The organism is Acidovorax sp. SRB_14 (assembly GCF_012932145.1).
GTDB lineage: Bacteria > Pseudomonadota > Gammaproteobacteria > Burkholderiales > Burkholderiaceae_C > Simplicispira.
In genome coordinates this window covers 190167-203025 of the sequence record NZ_MWOK01000004.1, presented here as the reverse complement: position 1 = coordinate 203025, position 12859 = coordinate 190167, and the positions used below count along the sequence as shown (strand labels likewise).

Annotated in this window: 14 protein-coding genes; 5 read left to right on the top strand and 9 right to left on the bottom strand. The window is 70.1% G+C overall.

The window, feature by feature from the left end; translation table 11 throughout:
- Positions 1-6: 6 nt before the first annotated feature.
- From B2J86_RS05135 to B2J86_RS05095, 9 genes are all read right to left on the bottom strand, one after another.
- A complete protein-coding gene (locus tag B2J86_RS05135) occupies positions 7-1578 on the bottom strand; it encodes an ABC transporter substrate-binding protein (protein WP_173024874.1) in 1572 nt (523 codons plus the stop codon).
- Positions 1579-1620: 42 nt separating this feature from the next.
- Positions 1621-2637, bottom strand: a complete 1017-nt coding sequence (locus B2J86_RS05130; protein ID WP_169634263.1) for an ABC transporter ATP-binding protein — start codon at positions 2635-2637, stop codon at positions 1621-1623.
- Positions 2634-3665, bottom strand: a complete 1032-nt coding sequence (locus tag B2J86_RS05125) for an ABC transporter ATP-binding protein (protein ID WP_169634262.1) — start codon at positions 3663-3665, stop codon at positions 2634-2636. The genes B2J86_RS05130 and B2J86_RS05125 overlap by 4 nt, the downstream gene beginning before the upstream one ends.
- Entirely contained in the window at positions 3662-4561 is a 900-nt protein-coding gene (locus B2J86_RS05120; RefSeq protein ID WP_169169854.1) for an ABC transporter permease, read from the bottom strand. The genes B2J86_RS05125 and B2J86_RS05120 overlap by 4 nt, the downstream gene beginning before the upstream one ends.
- Positions 4558-5532, bottom strand: coding sequence for an ABC transporter permease (locus B2J86_RS05115; protein WP_169634260.1), 975 nt, complete (start codon positions 5530-5532; stop codon positions 4558-4560). Before B2J86_RS05115 ends, B2J86_RS05120 begins: the two co-directional genes overlap by 4 nt.
- On the bottom strand, positions 5529-7001 hold the full coding sequence (locus B2J86_RS05110; protein ID WP_169169852.1) for an NAD(P)/FAD-dependent oxidoreductase: 1473 nt from the start codon (positions 6999-7001) through the stop codon (positions 5529-5531). The genes B2J86_RS05115 and B2J86_RS05110 overlap by 4 nt, the downstream gene beginning before the upstream one ends.
- Before the next feature lie 23 nt (positions 7002-7024).
- Positions 7025-8005: a LysR family transcriptional regulator gene (locus B2J86_RS05105; RefSeq protein WP_169169851.1), complete on the bottom strand. Its 981-nt coding sequence runs from the start codon at positions 8003-8005 to the stop codon at positions 7025-7027.
- A gap of 131 nt (positions 8006-8136) precedes the next feature.
- A complete protein-coding gene (locus B2J86_RS05100) occupies positions 8137-8616 on the bottom strand; it encodes a DUF421 domain-containing protein (RefSeq protein WP_169169850.1) in 480 nt (159 codons plus the stop codon).
- 279 nt (positions 8617-8895) lie between these two features.
- On the bottom strand, positions 8896-9510 hold the full coding sequence (locus B2J86_RS05095; protein WP_169169849.1) for a DUF1326 domain-containing protein: 615 nt from the start codon (positions 9508-9510) through the stop codon (positions 8896-8898).
- Between B2J86_RS05095 and B2J86_RS05090 the strand changes: the two genes are divergently transcribed.
- From B2J86_RS05090 to B2J86_RS05070, 5 genes are all read left to right on the top strand, one after another.
- A complete protein-coding gene (locus tag B2J86_RS05090; protein ID WP_169169848.1) occupies positions 9509-9727 on the top strand; it encodes a hypothetical protein in 219 nt (72 codons plus the stop codon). The genes B2J86_RS05095 and B2J86_RS05090 overlap by 2 nt on opposite strands.
- Positions 9728-9803: 76 nt before the next feature.
- Positions 9804-10541, top strand: coding sequence for a DUF2182 domain-containing protein (locus B2J86_RS05085; protein ID WP_240965041.1), 738 nt, complete (start codon positions 9804-9806; stop codon positions 10539-10541).
- Between the two features lie 93 nt (positions 10542-10634).
- Positions 10635-11045 (top strand): YchJ family protein, encoded by a 411-nt coding sequence (locus B2J86_RS05080; RefSeq protein ID WP_169169846.1) that lies wholly within the window; start codon positions 10635-10637, stop codon positions 11043-11045.
- Positions 11046-11189: 144 nt separating this feature from the next.
- On the top strand, positions 11190-11852 hold the full coding sequence (locus B2J86_RS05075; RefSeq protein ID WP_169169845.1) for an HAD family phosphatase: 663 nt from the start codon (positions 11190-11192) through the stop codon (positions 11850-11852).
- Between the two features lie 76 nt (positions 11853-11928).
- A complete protein-coding gene (locus tag B2J86_RS05070) occupies positions 11929-12630 on the top strand; it encodes a DUF4197 domain-containing protein (RefSeq protein WP_173024873.1) in 702 nt (233 codons plus the stop codon).
- Positions 12631-12859 lie beyond the last annotated feature (229 nt).

Below are 12859 nucleotides of genomic sequence, written 5' to 3'. Positions count from 1 at the left end.
GCTCCCTTACTTGGCGACCGGGCTGACCTGCATCGCGGTCGTGCGGTCGCTCAGCAGCGGCACCACTTTCAGCCCCTTCTTGGCGGCCCAGATGTTCTGGTAGTGGAACAGCGGGATGTGGCCGACGTCGTCGGTGACCAGCTTGACCGAGTGGCGGAAGATGGCCTCGCGGCGCTTGGCGTCGAACTCGACGGTGGCGGCATCGAACGCCTTGTCCACGGCCTCGTTGCTGTAGCGGCCCCAGTTGTTGACGCCGCGCCCGCGCTTGGCGTCGGTGCTGGCCAGCGTCTGCAGCAGGCCGTAGCCGGCTTCGCCCGTGCCATTGCCCCAGGCGATCACGCTGACCGCGTATTCGTTCTTGCCGGCGCGGCCGGCGTACACGCTCCATGGCACGACCTCGACCTTGGTCTTGACGCCCGCACGGGTCCAGAACTGGGCCACGGCCTGCACGGTTTCGGGCGCCTGCGGGTAGCGGTCGCCGGGCACGTGGATGGTGATCTGGAAGCCCTGCGGGTAGCCGGCCTCGGCCAGCAGCTTCTTGGCCTGCTCGGCGCTGTAGGCGATGTCCTTGACCTCGGGGTTGTAGCCGAAGGTGTTCTTGGGCATCCACTGGTTGGCCTCGGTCACCGTGCCCTGCAGGATGCGGTCGGCGATCGCCTTGCGGTTGATCGCGACCGACAGCGCCTGGCGCACCTTGAGCTCCTGCAGCGGGTTCTTGTCGAGCGGCTTGCCGGCGTTGTCGGTGATGAACTCGTTGGGGCCGGGGCGGAAGCTCGGCTGCAGCAGCAGCACGCGCAGGCCCGGGTAGGTGTAGACGCTGACGGACGGCGTCTTCTTGAGCTTGGCCACGTCGGTCACGGCCACCTTGTCGATCACGTCCACGTCGCCGGCCAGCAGCGCGGCCGTGCGCGCCGCGCCGTTGTTGATGAAGCGGTAGTTGACCTTGTCCCACACGGGCTTCGGACCGTAGTACGACGGATTGCGCTCGAACACCGTGCGGTCGCCGGGGCTGTACGAGACGAATTTGTACGGACCGGTGCCGACCACGGCGCGGCCGGCGTTGTAGTCCTCGGTCTTGGACTTTTCACCGACATGCTTGCTCACGATGTAGATCGACGCGATGTCGAGCGGCAGCATGGGGTTGGGCGTGTTGGTCTTGACGATGACGGTGTGCGGGTCCTTGGCGGTGGTCGATTCCACTGTGCGCAGCGCGCCGGTGTACGAGGCCACGGTGCCGGGCACGCTGCGCGCGCGCTGGAACGAGAACACGATGTCATCGGCCGTGAACGGCGTGCCGTCCTGCCACTTGATGTCGCTCCTCAGCTTGAATTCCCAGGTCTTGTCGTCGAGCGCCTTCCAGCTCGACGCGAGCGCCGGTTCGAGCTTGCCGCCGTCGCGCGAGTTGATGATCGAGTCCCAGAAATGCAGCGCGAGCGAGCGGTCGCCGGCGTGGTTGTTGAGCTGCGGGTCGACCGACGAGACCGGGTCGGCAAAGCCGATGGACAGCGTCTGCGCCGAGGCGGCCGCGCTGGCGGCCAGCACGGCCGCGGCGATGAGGGAGAGCTTGCGGTGGTTCATGGCGATGCCTTTCAGGAATGACAGATCAGGAAAACAAGGGGTTCAGGCCGCATCGTTCAGATGGCAGGCGCTGGCGTGCCGGATGGCGATGCCGCGCAGCTGCGGCACTTCGACGCTGCAGCGCGGCATGGCGTGCGGGCAGCGCGGGTGAAAGTGGCAGCCGCTGGGCGGCGCGATCGGGCTAGGGATCTCGCCGCGGATCGCGCTGAAGCGGGTGCGGCGCACGTCGATGCGCGGAATCTCGGCCAGCAGCGCCTGGGTGTAGGGGTGGTTGGGCCGGGCAAACAGCTCTTCGACCGGCGCGCTCTCGACCACGCGGCCCAGGTACATCACGGCCACGCGGTCGCAGACATGCTCGACTACGCCGAGGTCGTGGCTGATGAACAGGTAGGCCAGGCCGAGCTGGTCACGCAGGTCCATGAACAGGTTCAGGATCTGTGCCTGGATCGACACGTCGAGCGCGGCCACGGCCTCGTCGCAGACCAGCATGGCCGGCTGCACGGCGAGCGCGCGCGCAATGCCGATGCGCTGGCGCTGGCCGCCGCTGAACTGGTGCGGGTAGCGGTGGCGCAGGCTGGGGTCGAGCCCGGCGCGCTGCAGCTGGGCGGCGACGTAGTCGTCCTCGCCGGCCGCATCGGTCAGGCCGTGCAGGCGCGCGGCCTCGCCGACGATGCGCGAGACGCGCAGGCGCGGGTTCAGGCTGGCGAACGGGTCCTGGAACACCATCTGCACGCGCAGCCGCGCGGCCAGGCGCTGCGGGCCGTCCAGCGCTTCGAGCGGTGCGCCGTTGACGCGCACCACGCCTTCGGTGGGCGAGAGCAGCCCGGCGGCGATGCGGCCCAGCGTGGACTTGCCGCAGCCCGACTCGCCGACCAGGCCGACCACTTCGCCGGGGCGCACGGCCAGGTCCACGCCATCGACGGCGTGCGTCACCACGGGCGGCGTCTCCCAGCCGAGCCGGCGCAGCGCCCGGCCCAGGGGCCCGGGCGGCGGCTGCGCGCCAAAGCGCTTGGTCACGCCCTGCATGTCGACCAGGGGCAGTGCGGTGTCGGTGCTCATGCCGCGGCCTCCGCGGTGGCCGGCGCAGCGCCGGGGTGGAAGCAGCGCACGGTGTGGCCCGGCGCCTCGGGGCGCGGCTGCGTCATCTCGGGCAGGGTCGCGCAGACCGCGCTGGCGCGCGCGCAGCGCGGCGCGAACGCGCAGCCCGGGGGCATGTGCAGCAGGTTGGGCGCCATGCCGGGAATCTGCTGCAGCCGCGCGCCGCGCTGGCGCGTTTGGCGGTTGGCGCTGGGCAGGCTGCCGATCAGGCCCTGGGTGTAGGGGTGCTGCGGGTGGTCGAGCACGTCGTCCACGGTGCCGTGCTCGACGATGCGCCCCGCATACATCACGGCGATGTCGTCGGCCAGGCCAGCCACCACCGACAGGTCGTGGCTGATCCAGATCATCGCGGTGCCGGTGCTCTGCACGAGCTTTTGCATCTCCGACAGGATCTGCGCCTGGATGGTCACGTCGAGCGCCGTGGTCGGCTCGTCGGCAATGATCAGGTCGGGGCCGTGCAGCAGCGCGATCGCAATCGCCACGCGCTGGCGCATGCCGCCCGAGAGCTGGTGCGGGTAGGCGCGCAGCCGGTCGTCGGGGCTCGGGATACCCATCAGCGCGAGGGTATCGCTGGCCTGCTGGCGCGCCTCGGCGGTCGAGACCTTGCGGTGGGCCTGCACCGCCTCGATCATTTGCGTGTCGACGCGCAGCACCGGGTTCAGCGTCGCCATCGGGTCCTGGAAGATCATGGCGATGCGGTTGCCGCGCAGCGCGCGCTGTTCGCGCGGCGGCAGCTGCGTCAGGTCGCGGCCCTGGAACAGCACCTGGCCGCCTTCGATGCGGCCCGGCGGATCGACCAGGCCCATGATCGAAAAGCCGGTGACCGACTTGCCCGAGCCCGATTCGCCGACCAGGCCGAGCACCTTGCCGCGCTGCAGCGTGAACGAGACGCCATTGACCACCGGCAGCACGCCGGCGCGCGTATGAAAGCGCGTTTGCAGCCCGCGCACTTCGAGGGTGGGCGGTTCTTGGGGGATTGCGGTGCTCATTTCTGCAGCCTCGGGTTCAGCACATCGCGCAGCTGGTCGCCGACCAGGTTGATCGCCATGATGGTGGCGAGCAAGGCCACGCCAGGAAAGAAGCTGATCCAGTATTCGTTGGACAGCAGGTATTGGTAGCCGTTCGAGATCAGCAGGCCCAGTGAGGGCTCGGTGATCGGCACGCCCAGGCCCAGGAACGACAGCGTGGCCTCGAGCGTGATGGCGCGCGCGATCTGCAGCGCGCCGATCACCAAGAGCGGCGGCAGGCAGTTGGGCAGGATGTGGCCGGTGAGGATGCGCCAGCGCGGAATGCCCTGGCCGCGCGCCGCCTCGACGTATTCGCGGTTCGTCTCGACCAGCGCCTGGCCGCGCGCGGTGCGCGCGTAGTAGGCCCATTCGAGCAGCACCAGCGTCAGGATCACGTTGCCCACGCCTTTGCCGACGTAGGCCAGGATCATCAGCGCCATCAGGATGGTCGGGAACGACAGCAGCAGATCGACCACGCGCATCAGCAGCGCATCGACCCGGCCGCCGGCGTAGGCCGCGAGCAGGCCGACCAGCGTGCCGAGCACCGCCGCGATCAGCGCCGAGCCCACGCCCACCAGCAGGCTGATGCGCAGGCCGTAGACGATGGCCGAGTACAGGTCGCGGCCCTGGCCATCGGTGCCGAGCCAGTAGGTGTAGTCGGCCGAGCTGCTCGGCGTGCCGGGGTGCAGGCGCGCGTCGAGCACGTCGAGCTGCATCAGGTCGTACGGGTTCTGCGGCGTGATCCAGGGCGCGGCCAGGGCGGCCAGCGCGACCAGGACCAGCACGACCAGCCCGGCCACGGCCACGCGCGAGCGCAGGAAGTCGGCGCCCACGCGCCACCAGATCGAGTGCTCGTCAAAGCTGCGGGAGGTTTTCATTTCGCGGCCTCCAGGCGCACGCGCGGGTCAAGCAGTTTGTAGAGCAGGTCCACGACCAGGTTCAGCGTGACGAAGATCACCACCACCACCATCAGGTAGGCCACCACCACGGGCCGGTCGAGCGAGTTGATGCTGTCGAGGATCAGCTTGCCGGCGCCGGGCCAGGCAAAGATGGTCTCGGTCACGACGGCGTAGGCAATCGTCGCGCCCAGCTCCAGCCCGAGCACCGTGACCAGCGGGATCAGCGTGTTGCGCAGCACATGCATGACCATGACGCGCGCGGGCGACAGGCCCTTGGCGCGGGCGAACTTCACGAAGTCCTGCGGCAGCACCTCGCGCACGCCGGCGCGCGTGAGGCGCAGCACCAGCGAGATCTTGAACAGCGCGAGGTTGAAGGCCGGCAGGATCAGGTGCTGCAGGCCGTCGAGCGTCAGCCACGACCACTCGATGCCCAGCAGCGCGCGGGTCTCGCCGCGGCCGCTGGCCGGCAGCCAGCCCAGCTGCACGCTGAACACCATGATCAGCATCAGCGCCACCCAGAAGGCCGGCAGCGAAAAACCGACGATGCTGCCGGCCATCAGCGTGTGCGAGACCGGGTGGTCGGGCTTCATGCCGGCGAACAGCCCAAGCGGCACGCCGATCACGATCGCCAGCAGCAGGGCGCACACGGCCAGCTCCAGCGTGGCGGGCAGCCGGTGCAGGATCAGGCGGATCGCGTCTTCCTGGTAGACGAAGCTCTTGCCCAGGTTGCCGTGCAGCGCGCCATCGACAAAGGCCAGGTACTGGCGCCACAGCGGCTGGTCCAGGCCCAGGCGGGCAATGGCCTCGAGCCGCTCCTGCTGGTTCATGTCGTCGCCGATCAGGATGTCCACCGGGTTGCCAATGGCGTGCAGGCCGGCAAAGACGATCAGCGTCATCACCACCACCACCAGGGCCGCCTGGGCCACGCGGCGCAGCAGCCAGCCGCTCATGGGCGCTCTCCGTCGACGTAGGCGGGAAAGTCGGCCGGCGTCCATTCGTCGCCGTCGAGCTCGGGCTCGGCGTAGCGCTCCATCGCGGCAAAGTGCAGTGCGGCGTCTTCGGTGAACAGGCTCGCGGCCAGGCCCTGGCCCAGGCGCTTGGCACCGTCGCTGATCTGCGGAATGTCGCCTGCCACCGCGCCGTGCGACAGCGCCGACGGGTAGCAGAAGCAGTGCACGCGCTCGAGCCCGGGGCAGGCGCCGGGGGCCTTTTCCTGGAATTCGAGCAGCGCGCCCAGGTCGGGCGACTGCGCCAGTTCGGCGTCTTCCTGGCCCGGTGCGGGCTGGTAGCGGTCCTGCCACAGCCGCACCTGCGGGGCGAAAGCGGCGAACTCGGGGCGCTGGCCCCAGTCGGGGCGAAAGCCGGTGCAAAAGACCACGAAGTCGGTGGCCAGCGGGCCCTTGGCGGTGTCCAGGCGCAGCGCGCCGTCGCTGCGCTGCGCGGCCGACAGCACGGGCGTGCCCAGGTGGAAGTGCGCGTTCGCATGGCGCGAAACGCGTAGCGTGCTGCCGTGCGGCGGCGGCACCTGCTGCACGTTGATGTAGTGGCGAAAGCGCCATTTCCAGTCGTCGGGGAGCGCCTGGAAGCCGTGCGCCACGCCGGGGCTGCCGGCGCCCTTGCCCTTGTTGATGCGCGGCATCTCGCTGCGGCGCACCAGCAGGTCAACGCGCGCCGCGCCCGCTTCGAGCGCGGTGCCGGCGCTGTCCATGGCCGAGGCGCCGCCGCCGATGACGGCCACGCGCTTGCCCGCGAGCCGCGCGGCATCCCAGAGGTCGGCCGAATGCGCCCAGCGGTCGCGCGGCAGCGCCTGCGCCCAGTCGGGCACCCAGGGGCCGCCGAGGCCGTCGCGGCCGGTGGCCAGCACCACGTGGCGTGCGAGCACCTGGTACGGGCGCCCGCCCTGCGTGTCGTCTGCCAGGTCGAGCTGCACCACGCCGTCGGCGCGCGGCCGCACGGCCAGCACGCGCTGCTCGTTGCGCACGTCGAGCGCGAGCACGCGGCGGTACCAGCGCAAATAGTCCATCCACTGCAGGCGCGGGATCTTGTCGAGCGCTTCCCAGGCGGCCAGGCCGAACTGGGCCTCGAACCAGGCGCGGAAGGTGAGGGCGCCAAAGCCGAGCGCCGGGCCGGTCAGTTCCTTGGGCGAGCGCAGCGTCTCCATGCGCGCCGTCGTGGCCCAGGGGCCTTCGAAGCCTTCGGGCGCGCGGTCGAAGATGCGCGCCTGCACGCCCAGGTGGGTGAGCGCGGCGGCCAGCGCCAGGCCGGCCATGCCGCCGCCGACGATGGCGGTGTCGAGCACCTCGGCGCCGTCCTGCTGGCGCGGCGGCACCCAGCGCCGCGGGGGCAGGCACAGCCACTGCAAGTCCTGGCGCAGGCGCGCTTCCAGCGCCGCCAGGCCGTCTGCGCAGACGTGGTTCATGGGGAAGAGGTCGGTCGTTGAATTCATGGGTTCGTAAGTGTCAGAGGGGGCGCGGCATCGCCCGCGGACCCGGCCTGCAGCAGGCTCGCGTGGTCGGCCACATCGTGTTGCCGGCAGCCCGGCAGGGCCAGGGCCGCTTCGCGCAGCGCCTCGGCCAGGGCGCGCACGGGCGCCGTCAGTGGGTGGGCCTGCGGGGTGATCACGCCAAAGAAGAAAGGAATATCGACGTCCAGCGGGCGCACGACCACGCCATCGAGCGGCGCGCCCAGGGCCGTGAGCGGCTCCAGCACGGCCACGCCCAGCCCGGCGCGCACCAGGGCCTGGGCGTTGATGGAGGCGTTGGTCTCTATCAGGCCATCGCCGCGCCGCGGGTTGGGCCCCAGCACCGCGTCCAGCCGGTGGCGCAGGCGAAACGGGTTGCTCAAAGTGATCAGGCGCCGCTGCGTCAGCGCGGCCAGCGGCACGGTGGCCAGGGCCGCCAGCGGGTCGCCCTGCGCCAGCACCGCCACGCAGGGCAGTTGCGCGATCCAGTGCACCTGCAGGCCGCGGTGCTCCAGCGGCAGGCTGCAGGCGCCCAGCTGCACGGCGCCGGTCAGCACTGCGTGCACGACCTGTTCGGGCGCGGCCGAGCGCAGCTGGACCGGGGTGGCGCCCAGGTGCGCCTCGGCGCGCCGCAGCGCCTGCGGCAGCAGCCCGACCGCCAGGGCCGAGGTGGCGGCCAGCCGCAGCGGCTGGTCATCGCCACGGGCGATCTCGGCCGCGCGCGCATGGACCTGGCGCAGGCTGGCCAGCGCCCGTTCGGCGTCTTCGTAGAGCAGCAGGCCCTGCGCGGTCGGCGTGACCCGCGGACCGTGGCGCGTGAACAGTGCGTAGCCGATCTCGGCCTCGAGCTCCTGCACGAGCCGCGTCACGGCCGGCTGCGAACGGTTCAGCAGCTTGGCCGCGCCCGTGACGCTGCCCACCGACATGACGGCAGCGAAGGCTTCGAGTTGGCGGAGTTCCATGCGTTCAATGATTCAAATATTGCATGATGATGCATGGAATATGCAAACCGCAAATAATAAATCGGCATTTGCTTAACGGATCCAGGGCTGCTCACACCCGGCAGCGCGGCCGCCGGGGCGCCACCCCAGGCTCAGGCGGCGCCGCTGCGCTGGCGCAGCACCACGGTGATCTGGCCGTTGGTCTCGATGGTGGCGCGCTCGACCTCGTGGGCGTTCAGGCAGCCGCCGGCGCGCAGCGCCGCTTCCAGGTCGTCGTGGGTCAGCAGTTCGCTGCGCATCACGGCGCGGTCGATCTGTCCCTGGTCGATCAGCTTCTGCGCCTTGCCGTCGACCCAGCGCGAAATCCGGGGGTGGCGAAAGCTCAGGTGCGCCAGCGCCACATGGCAACTGAGCAGCGTGCTGGCCGAGATCAGGCCGCCGACCAGCGAGTTGTCGCCGGCGTTCATCGAGTTTTGCACCGCGTTCGACAGGATCAGCAGCAAGACCAGGTCAAATGGCGCGTACTGTCCCGTCTGGCGCTTGCCCGTCAGGCGCAGAAACACCAGCAGGAACAGGTACACCGCCACCCCGCGCAGCACAAACTCCCACCACGGCACGCTCATCGAGAACATTGGCATCTCCTCCCTTGCAGGGCGCGGCGGAGGCCGCACCGACAGAAGCGGCCAGTCTACGGGCCGCGGTGCCGCATGGCGTGCAGGGCAGGCCGAGCGGCCCTTTTCCCGCGCGTCTCAGGTCGGACCTCCTTCTCCCAGACAAGGGTTGGTTTATGGATGAAAACAGGCTGCAGCGCAGTCGGGGTCAGCGCTGTAAGCTCTTTTTTTGATAGCTGAACGGCGCCTTCCGGGCGGCGCCAGGCCCGCGCGCGCTGCGAGCGCTTCCTGCGACAGACCTCAGCCGGCCCAGGCAAACGGCGCAAAGTGCCCGTTGCGGGTGCCGCTGCTGTCGTCCCAGTCGATGCCGAAGGCGTGAAAGCGGCTGTGCGTGGCCTTGGCCAGAGACAGCCGGCCGTTGACCGGGTGCATGGTGTGGTCGATGCCGATGGCCTGTGCCGGGTCGGCGGCGCTCGGCACGCCGTCGCAGGCCTGGTCCACCAGATCGCCTGCGGCCAGCGCGTAATGCAGCCCCTGGGCGTCGAAGCGGATCGGGCGCCGTTCGATGCCGGCGTTCGTGCCGACCAGCGGCGCCAGGGCGGCCATGGGACCGCCGGCCGCTCCGCTCGCGATGGCGCCAAGGGCCTCGAGCTGCGGGTCCGAAGCGCGGTCGTCAACGATCAGCCCCACGGTCAGGTGGCCTTCGACCATCGGGCCGGGCGCATGCAGCATCAGCACGAAGGACAGCCCGTCGAGCGCCAGGCCGTCCTTCGCGCCTTGGTCGATGTGGAACGCAAGGGCCGCCTTGCAGTCGCCTTCGGTCGGCCGTGCTGTGAGGTTGGAGACGATGCAGGGGCACAGAAATGTGCAATTGCAGGTCTCCATGTAGTGACCTGTGATGTGCCAAGCAGACATGGTGTTACTCCTTGTGCGAGGTGCCGGTGCGGAACCCGGCGTGCAGGGCGCTCAAGGCGGGCAGCAGCGGCTGCACCCAAGCACTCTATGCCTGCGCCGGAACGTTCGCAAGCTGGACTTTCGCCCTGCCGGCAACCTGCCCGATGGGCGTGCCGAGCCCGTGCCCTGCGGCTTGACGGCCGGCACCGTCACGCGCATCGTGGGATTGCGCGCCTGACGCGCAGGAAGGGGTGCCCATGCGAAAACCGGAACGCGCTTCGGGCGCCCCAGCCCCGCAGAGTGGTGGCTCGCCCATGGCCCACCGCCGCCGATGGGCCGCGGGGATATTGGCCGCCAGCCTGGTCTGCTGGGCCGTGTTGGTCTGGATGGCGGTCGACATGGGCCAGCCGCTGGCGCAGCTGGCCATGCCGGACGCTGCCGACTGGGGCGCGGCCAGCGTGCTCGCGGTCTGGGCGATGTGGGCGCTGATGATGGCCGCGATGATGCTGCCGTCGGCGCTGCCCATGGTCCTGGCCTTCACCCGGCTGTGCGAGCGCAGCGCAGAACAGGCGCGGGCGCTGGCGTTTGTGGCCGCCTACCTCCTGGTGTGGGGCGCCTTCAGCGGGGCGGCGACCGCGGCGCAATGGGCCTTGCAGGCCCTGGGCTGGACCGATCCGATGGCCGCCAGCCGGTCGGCGTGGCTCACCGCGCTGCTGCTGTGCATCGCGGGCGCCTACCAGTTCTCGCCGCTCAAGCGGGCCTGCCTGTCGCGCTGCCGCACGCCGATGGGGTTCTTGCTCGGCGAGTGGCGCGCGGGCGTGCGCGGCGCGTGGGCGATGGGCCTGCGCCACGGCCTGTTCTGCGTCGGCTGCTGCGGGGCGCTGATGGCCCTGCTGTTCGTGGGCGGCACCATGAACCTCGCCTGGGTTGCCGCGCTCGCCATGGCGGTCGCGATCGAGAAGCTGCTGCCCGCGGGCGAGCGGCTGGCTGCCCTGCTGGGCCTGGGCCTGGGGGCGGCGGGCCTGGTCAAGCTGCTGCTCCTGTGGCGTTAGCCGCCGACGCGGCGGCGCATGCCTTGGCCAGCGAGGGGCGGCTGCCCCCCACGCGGGGCCGACCTGGCCACGATCGCGGACAATCCGGCGGCCATGCCTTCACCGCTTTCTGCCCCCTGCCCCTGTGGCGCACTCTCGCCGCGGCGCCAGCCGCTGGCGCTCGGCGACTGCTGCGGGCGCTATCTGGACCATTTGAACGACACGCCCGCGCCCGACGCCGAGCACCTGATGCGCTCGCGCTACAGCGCGTTCGTGCTGCAGCGGCGCGACTACCTGCTCGCGACATGGCACGCGGGCACCCGCCCGGCCACGCTGGAGTTCGAGCCAGGCGCGCGCTGGCTCGGGCTGGAGGTGCGCCGCCACCGCGTGCAGGGCGCCGACCATGCCGAGGTCGAGTTTGTCGCCCGCTACCGCGTCGCCGGCCGCGCCGTGCGCCTGCACGAGCTCAGCCGCTTCGTGCGCGAAGCCGGGCGCTGGTTCTACGTCGACGGCGACAGCCGCTGATTTCACGCCAAACAGGCTTCCAGCCCTTGGCCTGACTGCGCGAGAAGCTATCAAAATAAAAGCAACGGCGCCGCGCCGGCCGCGTGGTTTCCAAAATACCAGCCAAAACCACCCCAAACGCTTACCCATCAAGCGCCAATAGCTATGAAATTTGAAGCCATCCTGTTCGACTGTGACGGCGTGCTGGTCGACAGCGAACCGCTCACCAACGGCGTGCTCTGCACCATGCTCAACGAGGCCGGCTGGGCGCTGGCGCCCGAGGAATGCATGCGCCTGTTCATCGGCAAGACGGTGCGCAGCGAGGCCGCGCGCATCGAGGCGCACACCGGCCGGGCGCTCACCGACGCCTGGATGGACGAGTTCTATGCGCGCCGCAACGCCCAGCTGCAGGCGCACCTGCTGCCTATCGCCGGCGCCCCCGAGGCGGTGCGCGCCGTGCACGCGCGCCTGCAGGGCCGCATCGCCTGCGCTTCGGGCGCCGACCGCTTCAAGGTCGAGATGCAGCTGGCGCAGGTGGGCCTGGCGCCGTACTTTGCCGGCCGCATCTTCAGCGGCCACGAAATGCCGGCCACCAAGCCCGCGCCCGACGTGTACCTGGCGGCCGCCGCCGCCCTGGGCGTGCCGCCCGCGCACTGCCTGGTGGTCGAAGACACGGTGACCGGTGTCGCCGCGGGCGTGGCCGCGGGCGCCACGGTGGTCGGCTACAGCCCTTCTCCCGTGGGCCACGGCACGCCCGAGGCGCTGCGCGCGGCGGGTGCCGTGCATGTGATGGCCGACATGGCCGAGCTGCCGGCGCTGCTCGGTTAGGGGCTTCTCACGCCACGTTCACACACGCGGCACACTGGGGCCATCTTCCGTTTTCGTTTTCTCCAAGGAGCCTTCCATGCAACGACGCCAATTCCAGGCCTCCGGCCTTGCGGCCCTGATCCTCCTGGCCACGGCGCGGGCGCGGGCGCAGGCGCTGACGCTCGCGGACCTGAGCAATGCCGACGCCAGCAGCGGCGTGAAGGCCGCGCTCGAGCAGGGCGCGCTGGCCGCCGTGGGCCTGCTGGGGCAGTCCGGCGGCTTCCTGAACAACCCCAAGGTGCGCATCCCGCTGCCGGGCTACCTCAACGATGCCGCCAAGCTGCTGAAGAAGTTCGGCCAGGGGCAGCGCATCGAGGAACTGGAGACCTCGATCAACCGCGCCGCCGAAGCCGCCGTGCCCATGGGCAAGGACCTGCTGGTCGGCGCCGTGCGCAGCATGAGCGTGACCGATGCCAAGAACATCCTGAGCGGCGGCGACACGTCGGTGACGCAGTTCTTTTCCGAAAAAACCCGCGCCCCGCTGGGCCAGAAGTTCCTGCCCATCGTCACCCAGGCCACCCGCAAGGTCGGCCTGGCCCAGCAGTACAACGCCTTTGCCGGAAAGGCCGCCGGCTTCGGCCTGGTGAAGAAGGAGGACGCGACCCTCGAGCAGTACGTGACCGGCAAGACGCTGGACGGGCTGTTCCTGGTGATCGGCGAGCAAGAGCAGCAGCTGCGACAGAACCCGGCGGCGGCGGGGAGCGCCATCTTGAAGAAGGTGTTTGGGGCGCTGAAGTGACGGCTGTTTCGGGCCTGTTGTGGGTCGAATTGGGCTCTTGGGCTTATCTGGCTTGCGCTGGTAGCTATCCTTTTAAATAAGCTCTGCGCTTTATTGGGCTCTGCGCTTTTTGCCTGGGGCAGCTGGCCGGGATGTGCGCCCGGCGGCGCAGTGACTTTCTTTCGCTTCGCCGAAAGAAAGTCACCAAAGAAAGGGCGACCCCACTGTCTGCGACCCCGCTCGCCCTTTG

Bases quoted from the DNA above. Each gene is read 5' to 3' on its own strand.
- B2J86_RS05120 (WP_169169854.1), bottom strand. From the start codon at position 4,561: ATGAAAACCTCCCGCAGCTTTGACGAGCACTCGATCTGGTGGCGCGTG.
- B2J86_RS05070 (WP_173024873.1), top strand. From the start codon at position 11,929: ATGCAACGACGCCAATTCCAGGCCTCCGGCCTTGCGGCCCTGATCCTC.
- B2J86_RS05130 (WP_169634263.1), bottom strand. From the start codon at position 2,637: ATGAGCACCGACACCGCACTGCCCCTGGTCGACATGCAGGGCGTGACC.
- B2J86_RS05090 (WP_169169848.1), top strand. From the start codon at position 9,509: ATGGTGTTACTCCTTGTGCGAGGTGCCGGTGCGGAACCCGGCGTGCAG.
- B2J86_RS05115 (WP_169634260.1), bottom strand. From the start codon at position 5,532: ATGAGCGGCTGGCTGCTGCGCCGCGTGGCCCAGGCGGCCCTGGTGGTG.
- B2J86_RS05100 (WP_169169850.1), bottom strand. From the start codon at position 8,616: ATGTTCTCGATGAGCGTGCCGTGGTGGGAGTTTGTGCTGCGCGGGGTG.
- B2J86_RS05135 (WP_173024874.1), bottom strand. From the start codon at position 1,578: ATGAACCACCGCAAGCTCTCCCTCATCGCCGCGGCCGTGCTGGCCGCC.
- B2J86_RS05110 (WP_169169852.1), bottom strand. From the start codon at position 7,001: ATGAACCACGTCTGCGCAGACGGCCTGGCGGCGCTGGAAGCGCGCCTG.
- B2J86_RS05095 (WP_169169849.1), bottom strand. From the start codon at position 9,510: ATGTCTGCTTGGCACATCACAGGTCACTACATGGAGACCTGCAATTGC.
- B2J86_RS05075 (WP_169169845.1), top strand. From the start codon at position 11,190: ATGAAATTTGAAGCCATCCTGTTCGACTGTGACGGCGTGCTGGTCGAC.
- B2J86_RS05080 (WP_169169846.1), top strand. From the start codon at position 10,635: ATGCCTTCACCGCTTTCTGCCCCCTGCCCCTGTGGCGCACTCTCGCCG.
- B2J86_RS05085 (WP_240965041.1), top strand. From the start codon at position 9,804: ATGGCCCACCGCCGCCGATGGGCCGCGGGGATATTGGCCGCCAGCCTG.
- B2J86_RS05125 (WP_169634262.1), bottom strand. From the start codon at position 3,665: ATGAGCACCGCAATCCCCCAAGAACCGCCCACCCTCGAAGTGCGCGGG.
- B2J86_RS05105 (WP_169169851.1), bottom strand. From the start codon at position 8,005: ATGGAACTCCGCCAACTCGAAGCCTTCGCTGCCGTCATGTCGGTGGGC.